Source organism: Staphylococcus sp. TCBT05, from assembly GCF_055179755.1.
Genome location: NZ_JBUQDQ010000005.1, coordinates 842,982 through 862,075, shown reverse-complemented (window position 1 = coordinate 862,075; position 19,094 = coordinate 842,982). Strand labels below are relative to the sequence as shown.

17 protein-coding genes are annotated in these 19,094 nt (G+C 33.3%); 4 read left to right on the top strand and 13 right to left on the bottom strand.

Going from position 1 to position 19,094, the window contains the following annotated elements:
* Nucleotides 1–201 precede the first annotated feature (201 nt).
* The 7 genes from ACY191_RS03830 to ACY191_RS03800 all read right to left on the bottom strand — a co-directional run bounded on the left by ACY191_RS03830 (nt 202) and on the right by ACY191_RS03800 (nt 8,433).
* On the bottom strand, nt 202–1,662 hold the full coding sequence (locus ACY191_RS03830) for an ABC transporter ATP-binding protein (RefSeq protein WP_463269906.1): 1,461 nt from the start codon (nt 1,660–1,662) through the stop codon (nt 202–204).
* A 9-nt stretch (nt 1,663–1,671) separates the two neighbouring features.
* Nucleotides 1,672–2,391 (bottom strand): energy-coupling factor transporter transmembrane component T, encoded by a 720-nt coding sequence (locus ACY191_RS03825; RefSeq protein WP_229366541.1) that lies wholly within the window; start codon nt 2,389–2,391, stop codon nt 1,672–1,674.
* Nucleotide 2,392: 1 nt separating this feature from the next.
* The gene (locus tag ACY191_RS03820) at nt 2,393–2,977 is read right to left on the bottom strand and encodes an MptD family putative ECF transporter S component (protein ID WP_042740324.1); all 585 of its coding nucleotides are present in this window, start codon (nt 2,975–2,977) and stop codon (nt 2,393–2,395) included.
* Between the two features lie 154 nt (nt 2,978–3,131).
* Complete coding sequence (locus ACY191_RS03815) at nt 3,132–4,859, bottom strand: glycosyltransferase family 2 protein (RefSeq protein WP_229366540.1); 1,728 nt, start codon at nt 4,857–4,859, stop codon at nt 3,132–3,134.
* Between the two features lie 51 nt (nt 4,860–4,910).
* Nucleotides 4,911–6,599, bottom strand: a complete 1,689-nt coding sequence (gene tarL / locus ACY191_RS03810) for a teichoic acid ribitol-phosphate polymerase TarL (RefSeq protein WP_229366539.1) — start codon at nt 6,597–6,599, stop codon at nt 4,911–4,913.
* A 96-nt stretch (nt 6,600–6,695) separates the two neighbouring features.
* Nucleotides 6,696–7,724 (bottom strand): zinc-binding dehydrogenase, encoded by a 1,029-nt coding sequence (locus ACY191_RS03805; protein ID WP_229366538.1) that lies wholly within the window; start codon nt 7,722–7,724, stop codon nt 6,696–6,698.
* Complete coding sequence (locus ACY191_RS03800; RefSeq protein WP_042740328.1) at nt 7,717–8,433, bottom strand: D-ribitol-5-phosphate cytidylyltransferase; 717 nt, start codon at nt 8,431–8,433, stop codon at nt 7,717–7,719. The genes ACY191_RS03805 and ACY191_RS03800 overlap by 8 nt, the downstream gene beginning before the upstream one ends.
* 498 nt (nt 8,434–8,931) lie before the next feature.
* Here ACY191_RS03800 and ACY191_RS03795 point away from each other — a divergent pair, with 498 nt between their 5' ends.
* Nucleotides 8,932–10,269 (top strand): aspartate aminotransferase family protein, encoded by a 1,338-nt coding sequence (locus tag ACY191_RS03795; protein WP_042740329.1) that lies wholly within the window; start codon nt 8,932–8,934, stop codon nt 10,267–10,269.
* A 143-nt stretch (nt 10,270–10,412) separates the two neighbouring features.
* On the opposite strand, the gene ACY191_RS03790 is transcribed toward ACY191_RS03795, so the two are convergent.
* Genes ACY191_RS03790 through pgsB form a run of 5 tightly spaced genes read right to left on the bottom strand, consistent with a single transcriptional unit; the run spans nt 10,413 to nt 14,852 of the window.
* Complete coding sequence (locus ACY191_RS03790; RefSeq protein WP_042740330.1) at nt 10,413–12,005, bottom strand: gamma-glutamyltransferase; 1,593 nt, start codon at nt 12,003–12,005, stop codon at nt 10,413–10,415.
* 2 nt (nt 12,006–12,007) lie between these two features.
* A complete protein-coding gene (locus tag ACY191_RS03785) occupies nt 12,008–12,166 on the bottom strand; it encodes a hypothetical protein (RefSeq protein WP_162846347.1) in 159 nt (52 codons plus the stop codon).
* Entirely contained in the window at nt 12,156–13,226 is a 1,071-nt protein-coding gene (locus ACY191_RS03780) for a CapA family protein (RefSeq protein WP_463269905.1), read from the bottom strand. Before ACY191_RS03780 ends, ACY191_RS03785 begins: the two co-directional genes overlap by 11 nt.
* 14 nt (nt 13,227–13,240) lie before the next feature.
* Nucleotides 13,241–13,693: a poly-gamma-glutamate biosynthesis protein PgsC gene (pgsC, locus tag ACY191_RS03775; RefSeq protein ID WP_042740332.1), complete on the bottom strand. Its 453-nt coding sequence runs from the start codon at nt 13,691–13,693 to the stop codon at nt 13,241–13,243.
* Nucleotide 13,694: 1 nt separating this feature from the next.
* Entirely contained in the window at nt 13,695–14,852 is a 1,158-nt protein-coding gene (gene pgsB / locus ACY191_RS03770; protein ID WP_042740333.1) for a poly-gamma-glutamate synthase PgsB, read from the bottom strand.
* A 447-nt stretch (nt 14,853–15,299) separates the two neighbouring features.
* Between pgsB and ACY191_RS03765 the strand changes: the two genes are divergently transcribed.
* Both ACY191_RS03765 and ACY191_RS03760 read left to right on the top strand, forming a co-directional pair.
* Nucleotides 15,300–15,623, top strand: a complete 324-nt coding sequence (locus ACY191_RS03765) for a hypothetical protein (protein ID WP_042740334.1) — start codon at nt 15,300–15,302, stop codon at nt 15,621–15,623.
* Between the two features lie 154 nt (nt 15,624–15,777).
* Complete coding sequence (locus ACY191_RS03760; protein WP_042740335.1) at nt 15,778–16,935, top strand: ArgE/DapE family deacylase; 1,158 nt, start codon at nt 15,778–15,780, stop codon at nt 16,933–16,935.
* Between the two features lie 91 nt (nt 16,936–17,026).
* On the opposite strand, the gene ACY191_RS03755 is transcribed toward ACY191_RS03760, so the two are convergent.
* Nucleotides 17,027–17,914 carry a helix-turn-helix domain-containing protein gene (locus ACY191_RS03755; RefSeq protein WP_042740336.1) on the bottom strand — a complete coding sequence of 296 codons (888 nt, stop codon included), beginning with the start codon at nt 17,912–17,914 and terminating at the stop codon, nt 17,027–17,029.
* Between the two features lie 105 nt (nt 17,915–18,019).
* On the opposite strand from ACY191_RS03755, the gene ACY191_RS03750 reads away from it, so the two are divergent.
* The gene (locus tag ACY191_RS03750; RefSeq protein WP_042740337.1) at nt 18,020–18,940 is read left to right on the top strand and encodes a DMT family transporter; all 921 of its coding nucleotides are present in this window, start codon (nt 18,020–18,022) and stop codon (nt 18,938–18,940) included.
* Nucleotides 18,941–19,094: the final 154 nt, after the last annotated feature.

The following is a 19,094-nucleotide window of genomic DNA, read 5'->3' as shown; positions in this document are numbered from 1 at the left end:
TCGCGTTGCACACATGACGCTATACATATTAAAGATCAACCAGAGGTTAAATGATTTGGCCATACATCAAATAGATGTAACTAAGTTACGCCAAATGTTTAAAAACTGATTGATCTTTTTAAATTTAATATTTGCTTTTATTTTTGCAACACAGCATGTACCAAGCATGCTATTTGTACTTTTACTACAATAGATTCATGTTTATAATCCAATATAATGGGCTAACCTATCACGATTGAGCGGATTATTGTCGCAGTAATCTATGATTTGGCCATTTTCCATTGTAGCGATGTGGTCTGCACAATACGTAACAAATTCGAAGTCATGCGTAATAATTATTATCATGTGTCCAGATCGTGCTAATTCATTCAGTAATGTACTAAGCTTGCGCATATTTCTTCCATCTAATCCACTCGAAGGTTCATCAAAAATTAAAATCTTTCTATTAGATTCTAGTGCACTTGCAATCGCTAAGCGTTGCATTTCACCACCTGCCAGAGATAATGGGTGTCGTTCAATATGTTCAGAAATGCCAAGTTCGCGCAAACGTTTGACTATTTGATCTTCAGCTATAGAATCATTACTTAATCGTAGTTCCGCTTCAATACTTTCGGTAAACAATTGATTGTTTACATCTTGGAATACTTGAAATACCATTTTTGCCAAGTCTTTGGCATTAAGTGATTGATCATCTATTGTTATTTGTGCATTCATCTTACGTTCTAGTCCTGTTAAACATCGTGCTAAAGTTGATTTACCTGCACCATTCTCTCCAATAATTGCTGTTATTGCTCCAAACTCTAATTTAACTGGATTTATGTTTAACACTAGACTTTGTTGTCCTTGGTATTTAAATTGCAATCGCTCAATATTAAGTGTGCGATACCCTTGATTTTTTACAGATTTAAATTGTAATTGTTCTATCGTTGTACTTCGCAAACCATATTGCTGTATCTCTTCTGTCGTCAGTTGTTTAAATGATTGATTGGTCAATTCATTTACTATACGACCTCGTTCCATAATGACAAAGGTATCGACAATATCAATCATATAATGTAATCGATGTTCTGCAATAATGATTGTTTTCCCTTCAGCTTTCCAAATCTCTAGCATGCGTGTTAATTTCTTTATTGCCTTAATATCCAGATTGGATGAGGGCTCATCTAAAATAATACATTGGTGCCCAGTAATATAAACACTTGCACAGGCGATCAATTGCTTTTCCCCACCTGACAACTCAAAAATAGAACGATCCAATAATTGTTCTAATTCAAATTTCTCAACACTCTGTGTCAGGCTCTCTATAATTTGAGATGCTGGTAGTCCTATATTTTCTGATTCAAAAGCTAGCTCACGTGTTGTATTTAAACAAAAAAACTGTGTCCTAGGATTTTGAAATACGGTACCATACCAACGTGAAATATCATCCATTGATTGATCAAATAGAGATTGATTATCCACTTTAATCACACCAGATATATCACCTTGAAAAAAGTTTGGTATGATGCCATTTAACAAACGTATTAATGTAGATTTTCCACATCCGGAAGCCCCTGCTAAACAAATGACTTCACCTTTATTAATATTTAAATTTATATCCTTTAATTGTTGTACACCATCCGTCTGTTTATAGCTGAATGATACATCTTTAATTTCAATCATATTTATCCCTCATATTACATAATAAAGTATACCTAATAACATCATTACAATAATGACTATCCAATCGACTGCCCTAATGGTTAAAGTAATCATGTTTGTTCTAGCGTGTTGTAATGTTAAACCTCTAGTAATTGAAGCCATCGATAACTCGTTACCAATTTTTATCACACTGTTTAATAAAGGTACTACTCTGAATTCTAGATACTTTAACGGATGTAGCAGGGCGTACTTATAATCTATACCACGCATTTTCATTGCACGCTTTATCGCTTGTCCTTCCTCTTTAATCGTCGATATAAACCTAAACATAACTGATAAAGGTATCGTCAATTTTCGTGGGCAATGCATTTGTTCTAAACTAGTGATAAATGTTGCTACTTCTGTCGTCTTCAAAATATAATAACCCATTAGTAGTGCTGGTAAAAATCTTGTAACGATACCAGCAGTTATAAATAATATAAGGGTATATATAGGAGCGTAATTAATATAAATCACCGATTCTACCGTCCATGCAACTATGATAATACTTGCACACAATATACTTTGTATAATTTTTTTAATTGTTAATAATAATACTATCGGTAATAACATCACCAAAAGTCGTATATAAGTTGTAGGAACAGCTTCACTTCCTGTTAAACTTATAATTGAAACAATGAACATAAGACACATTTTAGTTCTTGGATCTAATAATAAACTTCCTTTGTTTATATCCATAGTTTTATTCATATTAAATAATACCTGCGCGTTTCATATGCTTCTTCAATATTTGTGTTGCTATCCAGAAGCCCGCCCATGAACCAATCAATGTTGCTATGACAATGATAGGAATCATCTGTATTGAGAATATGCTTGCAACAGTACTTTCATAGGCAATACCATATTTTTGCTGTATAAATTGCAAATAATCATTTCTCATAAAGTAAAATGGCAACAAATTCCCAATAGGCCATAACGAAAATACCATATAACCAAGATAATTTAGCTTTAAATTTTTATATTTACCCCATGCTAAAATACAGTCGGCAATTACAATTACTGGAATGCTGAGCACTAAAGCAATCCAAGGATGACCCATTACAGCAAGAATCAAACAAATCATACTGCCACAAATTGTTACTGCGCCGAACTTTTGCGTCTTCGTGATTAATAACAAAATAGGTATCCCACCAATCAAACCTATCATTGCAGGTAACAATAGCATAAATATCGGAATAATACCCAAGATACCTGGCGGTGCAATAAAGATAAAATACACGGCAGTAAATAATCCAATATTAATTAAATCTTTCACATCGATGTTAGACTTTTCCATTTATAAATCCCTTCAATCATTAATTTAAGTACATTTTTATAAATTATTTATAGTATTATTAAAACCATACTATAATTGAAAACCATTATCAATAACATTGTAATTAAAAAATGTGCGAACCAATTTAACATTGATTCACACATCATTTTTCAATTTAAAATTCTAAATTTAAATTCGGAAGTTCGATATTAAATTGACCTTTTAAATTTTTATTTTTCAGTTTATCTGGTACTTCAACTTGATAGTTATATCGTTGCTGTGTCTTACTCACCGATAAATACCCTATTGTAAATGTCGCATCTGACTTAATTGTTGCAATACCTTCTTTCAAGATATAATTAAATTCTTGGCACTCCAACTGAATTTGATGTTTACCAACTAATTTCGGTTTGAGCATTTGTGTTAATTCATTTTCAATTATATAGAATGATAAATTATCGAAGTCTTTTGTGAAATATGGTGTAAATCTAAAATAGCGTTCACCATGTTTGACAATTGTACTCGTCTCTTTGTCATAACGATATTTAGCGCGCTTGTTTCCAATCCGTTTCGTTATTGTCATTTGATCGACACGCATCTCTAAGAATAGGTCCCAAGTTCTTTCTTTCAATAAAAATGGCACTAACTCATTATGCTTAATACTAAATTTAAATCGCGTCTTATCATTTACTGCTAAAGGGATATAGATGAGTTCCTTTTTATTTCTAGATACTAGCTTCAACTGAATCTTAGATGCTAATTGATTTGGATTAATCAATGTTTTCAGAAATTCAATTTCCAAATTAACTCCTGATTCATCAAAGGTAAAGTCAGTCATCTTGATATCGGGTTTGACTGCATTCTCAAAGTGGAAATATGGTTCTCCTTCTCCAAACTGTAACGTTAGACTATTCTTATGTGCACTAATATCATAGATATCACCATTTTGATAGCCTTCTTCCACTTTTTGGTAATGATATAGATCCTTTTTTCGCGCATAATATAATAATGGCTTTAAATTATCATTAACAATTTGATCAACTCGCTCTGGTATTTCATGAATAAAGTCACCAATTGCGTCCATCCATTCAGCTTTCTTATCATCAGCAATTCTCAATGAAAATTGCGTCGTTCTTGAGAAACTAAAGTGTCGTTCGATAAATATACGTAATACGGCATCAGTGCTGTTGAGTGTCTTACTATGCACAATAGCACGTACGATTTGTTGCATTGATTGATAATAATCTTTAGGCTCCACATAAGCAGCACTCATATGTTCACCTTCGCGTCTCGTTGCATAATAATATGATTTATCTGCTAACACACCTATCTTCTGAGCATTCACATAGGCTTGCATGGTAAATATTTGATCTTCAGCACTTCTAATATGCTCTGGAAAATAAATATCATGCGTTCTGAGTAATGCTGTGCGGTAAAATTTCGTTGGACTTAATGTATAAATGATTCTAGAATCTTCAATTGCAACATCAGCCTTTGTTTCAGTGAACATTGATTTTGGAACTCCGCGACCATTAACGCCTTCCATTTTCACTAAAACCACGTCCTGATTATTACGTTCAATAAATTGTTGCACATCTTTTAATGTATCTTGGTGTATATAATCATCAGAATCCACAAAGAAGACAAATTCCCCTTGCGCTATTTTCAAAGCTGTATTTCTTGGTTTGCCTGGACCTCCAGAGTTCTGTTCTAAACGTTTTATAATTAAATTCATCTTATTCTCATAAGTTTTAGCAATTTCTAGCGTTTTATCCGTCGAACAGTCATCGACTAATAATACCTCATATTGTTGTTTATCAATTGTTTGATTCTTCAAACTATCGAGTAATTCGGCTATATACCTTTCTGAATTATAACTCGGTATAATCACTGAAAATTTCATTATTTATTCCACCTTTATCAAGTCGTCTCTATGCAAATAACTGAGTATGAATCAACTACCAAACACATTTCTAACTAATCTTTCACTAGAACGTCCATCTTGGTATTTAAAGTGTTTATTGAGAAATGGCTCTACTTTTTCCGCCTCATAGTCGCCATGCTCTAGTGCAATCATAAGTTCAGTAAATGTCTCAACAATCTTTCCTGGTACAAAGGTTTCATAAGGTTCATAAAAATCACGCGACGTAATATAATCTTCTAAATCAAAAGCATAAAACAACATTGGTCGTTTAAATACTGCAAATTCATATACAAGTGATGAATAATCACTAATTAAGATATCCGTGACAAATAATATGTCATTTACTTCTCTAAATTCTGAAACATCTACAAAATATTCTTGATATTGCCTAGGTATTTCCAGTTTATTTTTAACGAAAGGATGCATTTTAAATAAAATTACAGCCTGATTTGTTTGGCAATATTGTGCCAAGCGTGCAAAGTCGATCTTAAAGAATGGATAATGCGCTGTATGATGACCATTTCCTCTAAAGGTTGGTGCAAAGAGTACAACTTTTTTACCTTGAATAATCGGTAATTCTGCTTCCATTTCAGCAACAATTTGTTGTTCATATTGCTCATCAAATAATGTATCCGTTCGCGGTACACCTGTTGGAATAATGTTCTGTTCCTTTATGCCAAATGCTTCCCCATAAAATGGAATATCCGTTTCTGAAGATACAAATGCCTTGGTATAGTTTCTGTGATTCACAGAGTTAAAGAAAGGACCGCCCTTTTTACCTGCTCTACTATAACCAACCGTCTTAAATGCACCCACTGCATGCCATACCTGTATGATTTCTTGGCTTTTTCTAAAATTAACCTTGTATAACAATGGATGGAAATCATCTACAAATATGTAATCAGCTTTACCTAATAAATAAGGAAATCTAAACTTATCTATAAAATTTCTTCGTGCTGAAATATTTGATTTAAATAATGCATGTATTTGATATTGAGCATCTAGATTTTGGCGTAACATTTCTTCGTATACATACAAGAAATTACCGGACATATCACTCCGAGAGTCTGATGTAAACAATACTGTATTGCCTTTTCTCAAATGGAAAAACTTCGTTATATTGAATATTGTTTTAAAGGTAAAATCCCTTATATTATATGAGTATTTATTATATTTTGCCTTTAGTTCATCTATTTTTCTTTTTAATGGATTTACCTTTGGTGCTGGACTTTTAAAGTTAATATCTAAGACAAATTCATTTACTTCACTAGATATCATAGGCTTGACGCTATATTCTGTTTGCTTTGAATTCCCGCCTTTTTTAAATACCCATTTATAATGATCTAGTAAAAAGTTATGTTTACTGTTTATTGTTTCTTGAGTTTCATATTGTTCTATCGCTTCTTCTGACAACTCATAATTAGTAGGGTCTAATAAGGTATCATTTACTTGCGCAATATAATCATAATCACCCTTGTAAACGACAAGATATTCTCCACTTGGTAAATAATTCCCATCATCTAAAATGGCAACATTAAATCGTGCAGTAAAATGATTATCCTCAATCGTTACCTGATTCGCTAACAATTGCTTAGTTTCTGTCAAATTTCTAAGGTAAATAGCTTTATCATTTAACGCAATACCTTCAACATGACCTTCAATATATAATTGTATTCGTTCCCAATATATATGATCGATTATAAACTTTGATTGAGTCAATTTAACAAATCCTCTCTAAGTACGTTGGTTTATATTTTCATCAACTAGCTTCACTTTAACGTTGTACAATTCTAATTTGTGTATTATCTACGTATGCTACATTGTCCACTTAATCACTGTCTTTCCCCATGATGTAGACAGATCAGCTTCAAATGCTTGTATTGCATCGTTGATGGTTTTGACTTCATATTCTTCACCTTTTAATAAAGATAGCTTTTCTACAATATCTGGATTATCTTTATATAATTGCGCTACATCCTTAAAATCTTGCGCACCACTTCGGCTACTACCAAACAAGGTGAGTCCTTTTTCTAATACCATACGCGTATTAATCTCAACGCCATATTCACTAACACCTAGTAAGCTAATACTGCCTTCAGGAGAAATCAAATCTATCATTTGGTTGATTGCAGCTTGGCTTCCTTTACCACCTACACATTCGAAAGCATGATCAAATGTTACACCTTCTGGAATATCATGAATATGGTAAACTGCATCTACGAAAGAAAAATGGCTTAATTTAAAGTCTGTTTTACCAAAAGCATAAATTTTGGCATCAGGATAAAGTTTATGTAGCAACATTGCTGTAATGTATCCTAAATTACCATCTCCCCATATTCCAAAACTCTTTCTATTTGAAATAGATTTTTGTTTAAATCGTTGAATTGCATGCCAACTCACGCTTACTAATTCTGAATATGCAATTGTACTTAAATCCTTTATCGAATCATCCAATTCTACAAGTCGATCATGATCCATAAATACATAATCCTGCATAAATCCATCAAAACCACTCGACCTAAATTTACTACTCGCTAAATAATTCTCTGAAATCGTATCGTCTACTTCAGTAGGCGTATTCGGAACCAATAGCACCTTCGTTCCTACTGCAATTTCACCTTGTTGATCGTAAACAACTTCTCCAACACCTTCATGTATTAATGACATTGGTAATTTTTTATGCAAGACGCTTTGATTACGACTTCCGGTATAATAGCGTTGATCAGCTGCACAAATGGATAAATACAACGGTCGAACTACGACTTGATCACTTTTTATATCTTCATTATTGTACGTGACTTCGATTTGCCTTGGTGCAACGAGTTGGTATACTTGATTAATCACTCGACATCCCACCCTTTATGATTGAGTTAGCTACTTTGAGATCATAAGGTGTCGTAATTTTAATGTTGTATAATTCACCATTCACTAATTGAACGTGTTCATTGCTAACAACAAGTATTTTACAAGCATCCGTTAACACTTGCTTATCTTCTGCAGATAATTTGTTATAGTTCGAGCGTAATAAATTGATATTAAACGATTGCGGTGTTTGTCCTTGATACATTTCATTTCTTACTGGTATAGATTGTATCGACTCTCCATCGGCTGAAGTAATAATGGTATCCGTTGCCGGAATAACCGTATCGACTGCACCATGTTGTATGACTTGATCAATATTCTCTTTAATAATTCTTCTTGTTAAAAATGGTCTTACAGCATCATGCGTAACAATTACATCCGTTTCATTAACTCCAGATTCCGCTTCTATCGCTGCAATAATATTCATAATTGTTTCATTGCGATCTGCGCCACCTTGAATAATGGTAATTCTGTCATCATCGATTTTATGTTTTTTCAATGTGTCTTTGGTATGTGAAATCCATTTTTGCGGTGTTGCAATGTATATCTTGTCAAATTCATTAGTTAGCAGAAATTTTTCTACTGTATGCACCAATATTGGTTTACCATCTAAATCTAAGAATTGTTTTGGCAATGGTACGTTTCCCATTCTAGAACCAATGCCCCCTGCTAAGATACCAGCATAAATCATATAAATTCCTCCCTAAGAATTACATTCTCTCTATCTACTGTGTGCTTAGTTACTTGAATTTTATTTATGCGTGTTGCGTTATTCGAAATTAAATAACTCTTATTTAATTGTATTTTTCATGTTAAAGCAATTCAGGAATAATACTTTTAAGTTTTATACCCTAACTTTTATAATTTATACAACTTTTAAAAAATAAAATAATTGCTAATGTCATTGTATAAAACTTTAATACATAAATGTTATTTTTCCCTTTTTGAGAAAATAACATCTAATTTTAGTTTTATTCAATTTTAAATTTTCAGAATATATTTACAAGTCAGATAATCATTAGTATATTTTTACATATAGCATAGATTACGAACTATAGTTTTACATTTTAAAGCTAACAAAAGCGCTATTGCATAACATGAAACGAGGTATTATGCGTATTTTAAAGACATGGACCTCGAATGATATAGTGCTAAACTCAAACACCATATCTTGGGAGGCGAATTAATTATGTCTAAATCTGAAAAAATCATCATGGAAGATAACCAATACTTTGCTAAACCTGGCAGAATACCGTATTATCCTCTAGCTATCTCACACGGCTATGGTGCAACTTTAGTCGATGTTGACGGCAATGAATATATAGACTTACTATCCAGTGCCAGTTCACAAAATGTCGGCCATGCACCTGAACCTGTAACGAATGCCATTAAGGCACAAGTTGACCGCTTTATACATTACACACCAGCCTACATGTACCATGAACCACTCGTGAAGTTAGCTAAAAAGTTATGTGCAATTTCACCTGGTGATTACGACAAACGCGTACTCTTCGGCTTGTCTGGGTCCGATGCTAATGATGGCGTAATCAAATTAGCAAAAGCTTACACCGGTCGACCTTACGTTATCAGTTTCGTTAATGCCTATCATGGATCAACTTATGGTTCATTATCCATGTCTGCAATTAGTTTAAATATGCGTAAAAAGTATGGTCCCATGTTACCTGGTTTCTATCACATCCCTTATCCTGATAAATATCGTGGCATGTATGGCAATACAGAAGCTAATTCTGTTGAATCTTATTTAGCGCCACTCAAAGAAATGTTTGAAAAATACGTTCCCGCTGAAGAAGTTGCTTGCATCATGATTGAAACATTTCAAGGTGATGGCGGTCTATTAGAGCCAGTTGATGGTTACTTTGAAGCCTTACAAGCTCTGTGTAAAGCGCATGGTATTCTGTTAGCTGTTGATGATATTCAACAAGGTCTTGGTCGAACTGGTGAATGGAGTTCTGTTTCACACTTTGATATCGAACCTGATATCATCACTTTCGGTAAATCACTTGCCGGTGGTCTCCCGATGTCTGCTATTGTTGGCCGAGCTGAAATCATGGATTATTTAGATGCACCAGCTCACTTATTTACGACTGGGGCAAACCCAGTTAGCTGTGAAGCTGCGCTAGCTACTTTGTCGATGATTGAGGACCAAAATTTACTGCAAGCAAGTAAAGATAAAGGCGACTACGTACGTAAACGTATGGATCAATGGGTTAACCAATATGCTGCTGTTGGTGATGTACGCGGCAAAGGTTTATCAATCGGCATCGATATTGTATCCGATAAATTGAATAAGACTCGAGATGCTACAGCTGCATTAAAGATTTGTAATCGCTGTTTCGATCATGGTGTTGTCATTATCGCTGTAGCTGGAAATGTCTTACGTTTCCAACCACCTTTAGTTATTACTTACGAACAACTTGATCAAGCGCTCAATGTATTGGAAGCTGCGATCCAAGATTTACAATCCGGCAAACTAGACAACTACAATATTGCTGGTCAAGGCTGGTAATCCTAATCTAAAACCTCAACATGCTTTTACTGTTTAAAAAAAGAGTAGATACCCTTACCTGTAGTTAACAATAAGGATATCTATTCTTTTTTGATTGTTTAAACATTTATAGATAAATCATCATAAACGTTTGATATTATATTTTATCTATTACCTACATCGTGACCTATTTCGACAGTTTTATCATTTTTATTGAATAGCGCTGCCTGTACACTACCAAAGTTTGGATCATTGCGTTTTTCTTCAATTTGGAATCCTAAACTTTTGAATATGTCTATATCTTGTTTAGATGTTGCATTTTCATAGAAAATTTTTCCGCCATCATTATAGAAACGAGGTTTATCAATTGATTCTTGCAATGTGCCATTGCCTCTTAAATAATCGACAAGTACTTCATTAATGGTAGTCGGTATTTTGTTACCTCCAGGTGTTCCTATGCCTAAGTAATAATCTGGTCCGACAACGATACTAGGTGCGGTAAATGATCTTGGTTCCTTATGTTTACCTGCATAGTTTGGACTTGCTGGATTCGTAGAGAAGTTTGAAAGTGAGTTATTCATATAGAATCCTTCTTTCATATACTTACCAGTACCAAAGAAACTAGACAATGTATTGGTTGTACTCACTAACTTACCTTTCTTATCTATAACGACAAAGTGCGTAGTACTCGTATTATCCATATTCGTCGTATTGAAGTTACTATTGAAATTAACTTCGTTTAATTTTCCTAATAGATAATCTTGAGATAAATATTGATCGTAATCTTCATCCTGACCATTAACGATGTCTCTATTTCTGTACATTAATGCTCTTGATTTCAATATACCTGTAATGTAATCCAAACGGTTGTCTGGTGCCCCTTTATTATCGGTTGCCTCATCAATCTTCATACCTTGTAGCATGAGTGTACCGCCTAGTGGATTTGATGCAGAATAAATTTTAGTATTTAAATAATCTGTACTTACAGGTTCTTTTTTCGTTGTTTTATAGGCTTTGAAGTCCTTTTCAGTCAATTTATCATCGACTTGTTTAGAAATACTTTTACCGACTTTATCGTAAAAATAATCCGGACCATTATCTCTAATGCCGCGTAGTGTTTTCGCTAATTCTGGTTGCTTAATCACATCTCCTTCTCGTTTCGTTTGTTTACCATCAAAGAAAGGAGAATCTCTATCCACGTCAGACCCATACAATTTTAAGCTTCGCTCTAATTCTGAGTCTACTTCGAAACCATCTTCGGCTAGTGGTATAACATAGTTAAGAATTTTCTTTTCGTCCATTTTACCGGCATCTTTATGTGCATCATGGAGACCACGAACAAAACCTGGTGTACCGATTTGATCTTTATTTTTATAATTAAATGATGAGATATCTTTATATTGCCATTGTTTTGGTGCAACATTTGCTTGTCCATCATAAGCTAACATTGCACCCCCACCACCTAAACCTGATGAGTGTGGTTCAGTAACAGCTAAGGCATAAGAGACACCTACAGATGCATCGATTGCATTGCCTCCATCTCTAATTATTTTCTCACCTACGCGTGTCGCGATAGGGTTATTTGATGCTACACCGTAATTTTTGTCTGATGTGTCTTGTTTATGATCAGCAATTTTATTCTCATACAAATCGTCTTTATCATAGTTGTCTTTTTTCGTAACTAAGAAAAATAACACAGAAATAATGATAGTAAGGATAAGTATTACGATGAGCACACGTTTATTATAAATGCTCATACTCAGGCTCCTTTAGACAGATATTGATGATGCGTTGATTTAAGTTCATTCAATTCATATTGATCAAGACCTTCATTTGCTCTGGCAAAAACGATCAATAAGAAAATGATTAACACAACTACAATCACTGTAATGCTCACCCAATTTTCTTTAATGTTCATATACGTAACCTCCATTCTCTTTTTTAAGTTTTACGCTATCACTTTGCAAATTATTTAACAGTTTTATTTCTTCTATTTTGTTTGGTCTTGATTCAGTAATCTTGCCACCTTGTGACTTAATCGGTGTTACCATAAATTGTGACTTCTTACCGTCCCAATTTTGTTGAACGGTTAATCCTTGTTTATTTTTAGATAAAAATCCTTCAGAAGTAACATTACCTAAACTATAAAAAATATTCGTGTTTTTATATTGTTCAATTTCTTGAACAACTGTGTTGTGACCAATGATTACATCAGCACCTGCATCAGATAAAGCATGTGCATATTGTTTTTGACGTGTTGTGACACTTCTTTCATCAGGAATGCCCCAATCCACATTAACTACTACGTAATCATTGTTTTCTTTTAGTTTTTTAATTAATGGAATAAAGATATTTGGCTCTAAACTAATGGATGTCGTATTTTTCAAAGGATCTGTATAGTCAGATTCAACATCTGAAAATGATACTGTTGCAATTTTTTTCCCTTTTACAGTTTGTTGAACAGTCTTACTATTAATAGGATTCGAACCATTGCCAGTTAAATAGTTATAACCTGCTTTAGCTTCAACTGCTTTACTAAAATCTCTGGCAGTAATATTATCGGTCACCTGATTGATAATATTTAAACTTTTAATATTTAATCCCTTTAAGAACATGACATTATTTAAATTACCTTTAATATTTCCATTCTTATCATTTGCGAATTTAGAAAATTTCAAGCTTGCTGTGGAGTAATCACTCCCTTTCAAGATTGGTTTCACCGCACTAAAAGCGTCATTTATGTCGTTCTTACGAATGTGTTTATTTAATTCAACATTACCCAAGTAAGTCATCCTGATGTCATTCTTAGCTTTGGTCATCGCCTTAACTGGATATGTTTTTTGTGATGTCATGGTGAATACTAACAGTACTACTGCAGCTATTAAGATAATACTGGTGTATATAGTGTTGCGCTTTTTATGCCGCTTGGTCCACTTTAATACACGTTCATCTATAGAAAGTCGTTTTGAATTCTTCATATACATGCTCCTTACTAATTAATAAAGCTATAAAAGAATAAGATGACGTAAGTAATACATGTTAATAGCATACATGTAGATAAAGTAATAATGACACCTTGTTTTTGAATCGTATTTGCAATAATACCAGGTATAACAACCCCAATACCTGACATTTCCACCATTTCAAATGGGGTCAGTGGATAGATTAAATCGAATATAAATTTTAGTACCATACCAGTAAGTATCATTGCCGCAAATTTCCTACGTCCATATAATATGACAAAGCGACTCACACCATGATTTACAATAAAATATGTAATGCAACTGATGATAAGTACGGATAATAACATAACTGGTTGATCAAATATTAAAGCTAAGTATCCTGGGACAACAAGACCCGCTGGACTAATACCAAATTTTTCGGCAAAGATTAAACTCAATACGATGCCCACAAATAATGAAAAATATAACTCTGAACCTATCATATTATTTGATCCCTTCTATATATTGCGCTATTTGTTTACCTGGTCCATGAATATTACCAACACAGAAGATTAAGGCATTTGTCGATTCAGCATATAATGCTTCTTCAACTGCCTTTATACTTTTGCCTTCAAAGTTCAAGTATTTCTTATCTGGTTGATTTTTCATTGCCTCAGTGACCATTTGTGTACTTTTCCCAGTACAAATTAACGTATCGAACTCAACATGAGGTATAAAGTCTTCAACAAATTGTCTTGTTCTATCCACTCTATCTGCCCGACAATTCAATACGATAACAATGCTTGAGTACGGATAATTGTAATCTTCGACTTTGTTTAATATTGCTATCGTAGATTTTGGCTCATTTGCAGCGAATGCATTGACATAGACGTTTGTCGAATTGTTTGCATTAAAGTATTTTACTTCTACAGCGCCAACATCAGGAGGCGCATTCAACATACCTCTCAATGCTGTTTCTCTATCTATACCTAAGGCTTCTGCTACGCCCATTGCAATCGCAACGTTATCTGGAAAGACTATGTATCCAAATTGTCTTAAATAAGATTCTGGAACCTCATCTTTATCAACAACAATAAGTTTGGTCTTACGTCGTTTTGCCACCTTTGCAAAGAACTCAGTATAATCATCTTTCATTACTATAAGATGCCCTTTATATGGAATTGTTGCGGTAAACGCTTCTGCTACTTCTTTCAATGTTGGGCCAAGTACATCCATGTGATCCTCCATAACATTAACAATCACACCAATATTGGCCTTAACCAATTCCTTTTGGAAAGTGATTTGATAATCGGGATTTACTGCCATACATTCATTAACTAGAGCATTCGCTTTGTGTTTGACCACTTTACGAATGATATCCCTTTGTTCACCAATGTTTGCACCTTGAGGCTTTCTATAGACTGGATATTCTCTTGGTGTAAACCAATACAACATACGTGCGTCAGTGCCAGTTGTTTTACCAATTACTCTGTAATTGTCCTCACGCAGTGTGCTGTATATCAATCTTGTAATGGTTGATTTACCTCTTATACCATTAATGTTTATACGTATAGGTATTCTTTCTAATCGGCGTGAGTGTCGTTTCTTTTCGACTATACCCAACCAAAGAATTAAGCCTACACAAATTATGATTAGTAGCAACTTGGGTCCCTCTTTTCGTCAGCACATTTAATTTTTATTTGAATACTTGATTATTCCTTTAAGAATCTCAGGATACTTGAATTATGGTTATTAAAAAGAGTTAACTAATATGAGGTTAGTTACTCCCTATCATTCAATACAGATATGCTATCACGGCGTTATTGATTTAGTTTTAACTGTTTAAAGGACGCGTTAATTAAATGTAAATCAACCTTTACAATGCAAGTAATATTACACTGTGGTGCCGTTTGAAATACTGTTATGACAACGTTTTATAAACAAAATATAATTTTATAAAAACCACAAAGAAATTTTAATAAATTTTTATTCTTACAGTAATTAGCTTTTGTAAAAAATATAAACTTTACTGCATCTTTACATGATATTAAAGATTAAGTGTTACATTATATGTGAAGTAGTTAATAACTATATTTAGGAGGCAGTTCATTGAGTAGATCTGTTAAGTTTGCCGTTTCAATTTATCTTACAGTCGTAGCAGTATTATGTTGTAGTTATTTAATCATGATTTTAATTGGTACTTTTCAAGGAAATGATATGCGCGGCGCTGTCTTAGATGCTGATAATAATAAAAATGTCGAAAATATAAATAAAAATAATAATTCAAATAGTTCAAAGGAAGCAACAACTTCTGAAACATCTCGTATTCCAAAAGATACTCAATCATTCAATACACAAAATAAAGCCATTCAATATGAAAAATTAACTCATACATGGTCAGTAGATAGCACTAAATCTACCAGTCATGTATGAGTTATTTTTATGAATAAATCGCGCAATTTTATTTAATTTTTAACCTTAACCTTGAGGCTACACTTTACACATAGGTGAATTTCCCAAATTCTAATATCAACTAAGTTATAATTAAGTTGAATTATTATTCTGTGTTTAAAGTGAGGTTTTATTAATGGGTAAATTAACTGATACAGAAATTGTAAACATATTAAGTGATTTAGTTCGTATTAAATCTGTAAATGACAATGAAATTGAAGTATGTCATTATCTGCAAGATTTACTAGCGGCACATAACATTCCTGCTCAGATTATTAAATTATCTGAAACGCGTGCGAATCTAGTTGCAGAAATTGGAGAGCATGGTCCAGTATTAGCTATATCTGGTCATATGGATGTCGTGTCTGAAGGAGATATTTCAAAGTGGCATTATGATCCTTTTGTTATGACAGAAGTCGATGGCAAGTTATATGGTCGTGGGACAGCTGATATGAAATCAGGATTAGCTGCTCTTGTTATTAGTATGATTCAAATTCAAGCTGCTGGCACTTTAAACTATGGTAAAATTCGTCTGCTTGCTACTGCAGGAGAGGAAATCGTCGGTGAAGGTGCAAAGGCTTTTCATCAACAAGGTTATATGGATGATGTTAGTGCCTTAATCATTGCCGAACCTTCAGAAGACAGAATTATTTACGCACATAAAGGCTCGATGGATATACGTGTAACCTCTAAAGGTAAAGCCGCACACAGTTCTATGCCACATTTAGGCTTTAATGCAATTAAGCCTTTAATAAAATTTGTCTATACTGTAGACGAGGGCTTTAAGGACTTCACTCAAACGAACAGTTTACTAGGTCCACCAATACTTAATGCGACAATCTTCAAAGGCGGAAATCAGGTCAATTCATTACCTGAACATGCCGAAACAGAATTTAATATTCGTACAATTCCTGAGCATGATAATAATCAATTCATTTCTTATTTCAAACGCATCCTTCAACAAGTTGAATCAACAGAGTCACAACTCGTCATGGATACTTATATGTCAAGACCACCAGTCTTTACAACAGGTGACAATTCACTGGTACAGATTGCACAAACTTTCGCCATGAAATACTTAAATACAAAGCTAGAAGCACAAGCTTCTCCAGGCGTAACAGATGCTGCTGATTTATTAGTCGATAAGGATGAACAATTCCCATTTATAATGTTTGGTCCCGGTAATGTTAGCCAAGCACATCAAGTTGACGAACATGTAGATAAAGCAATATATTTATCATTTGTTAAATTATTTAGCGAAATGTTCCCCACATATTTACAAAATTTAAAATAAATCAAACACCCACTACTTCAGGTTAATATTGTTCACACAATACGAACAATGTTCCTTAATCTATAGGTAGTGGGTGTTATGGTATTTGCACTTATATATTTAACTGACGCATGCGTCTTTGATATTGTTTCGGTGTTTCACCGTATTTCACTTTAAATAATTTGATGTAATAACTTGTTGTAGAGAAACCACATCCTAATGCTATTTCAGTAATAGTATATTCACTGTTACTACAGAGCATGTCTATACTTTGTTCCAATCGAAAATTGAGTAAATATTGAAAAGGTGTTTGTTGCATATATTGTTTAAATAGTTTAATCGTTTCAGATTCACTCATGTGGATGACTTGACTCAGCTCTGCAAGTGTTAGCTTTGTATAAGCATGATTTTGAATATATTCAATCAGTTGTTTAACACGCGAATCAAAATGATATGCGTTAGTTGTCACTTGGTTATCCATTATTCTATTAATAAATTTTAATATTTGAAAGTAATTAATAGTTACATCTAACATGTAATCTGTCGTTTTACTTAGATATAGATTAGCGGCTTCGACAATTAATTTTAATATTTGATTGTGAATAGCTATATCTGATGTTAACTTTAAATATGGTAATTTCGTCGCGTTGGTAACGATTTGACTCACGTAACTATATTCAATGTAGTTAGATGGATCGGTAAGTTCTATATTCCAACAATAAAATTTTGTGTCGTGATCCTGTTCTGTAATTTCATGTACCGTATTAGAATTGATAAAGAGTCCTTCTCCTTGCTTAAGTGGAACATTAAGTTCTGACATTGCAACGTCTAACGCACCTTCAATTACATAAATGAATTGTAATGCCTTATGCCAATGTAATGGTATATATCCAAAACGTGTTTGGTTTAACACAGTATACAATACGACATGTTTCCATTGTTGATTCGGATATTGAACCAATTCTTCTCTTGTATCTGTAACAATAATTTCACTATACAATATGCCACCACCTCTATATATTGTTATTTTTTAATGATATTTACGTATTATATCACTGAATTTTAGCTTATAGTTTAAATATAATTATATTTTATAGGTGATATTATGCAACACAACACAGAAAAGAGAATTTTAGGTATTTTTCTAGCTATTGCTGGCGCTTCCTTTTGGGGATTAGGGGGAACTGTATCAGATTTTTTATTTCAACATCGCAACATTGAAATAAACTGGTACGTTACAGCACGATTATTAATTAGTGGCATCTTACTGCTGATTATATATAAGCTACTTAATCCTCGTAAATCCATTTTCATCATATTTACATCAAAACGTAGTTTTATACAACTGATTATTTTTTCTATATTCGGTATGTTATTAGTGCAATATTCATATATGGCATCTATTAACTACGGTAATGCAGCAGTGGCTACATTATTACAATATATCGCACCATTATATATTATTATATGGTATGTACTACGAGGACAAGAACGATTTAAAATGTTTGACTGTATAGCTATTTTACTGACATTGTCAGGTACATTTTTATTACTAACGAATGGTTCCATAAGCAATTTAACTGTGCCGATGCCTAGTGTTTACTGGGGGATTATTTCAGGATTGTCCCTCACCTTTTATACATTATATGCTACGAGGTTATTGTTACGTTATCCTTCTATTTTAGTCGTTGGTTGGGCAATGTTAATTTCAGGTATTTTACTTAATTTCAAAGCACCAATTTGGCACATTGATGTTAATCATATCACATACTCAACCGGTATATACCTTGCTTTCGGGATTATATTTGGCACGGCAGTAGCATTTTTATTTTTTATCCAAAGCTTAAATTATCTAAGTGCAAAGGAAACTACATTATTTGGGACAATAGAACCAGTAATGGCCATTGTTTCTAGTGCACTTTGGCTACATGTTCAATTTTTACCATTACAAATTCTAGGCATTCTATTAATTATTATTTTAATTTTAACATTATCGTTAAAGAAACAACCTAGCGATACTGAATGATTAAACAATCAATATACAGCAAACTTGATATTATAAAAGAAGCGTGTCGCAAGAACTTAAAGGTTCAAGCGCACGCTTTGTTAATTATGTTCACTACTCAATATCTTTAATAACCTATACCTAAGCGTCAGCTTAGGTACGAATTGCATCGTTT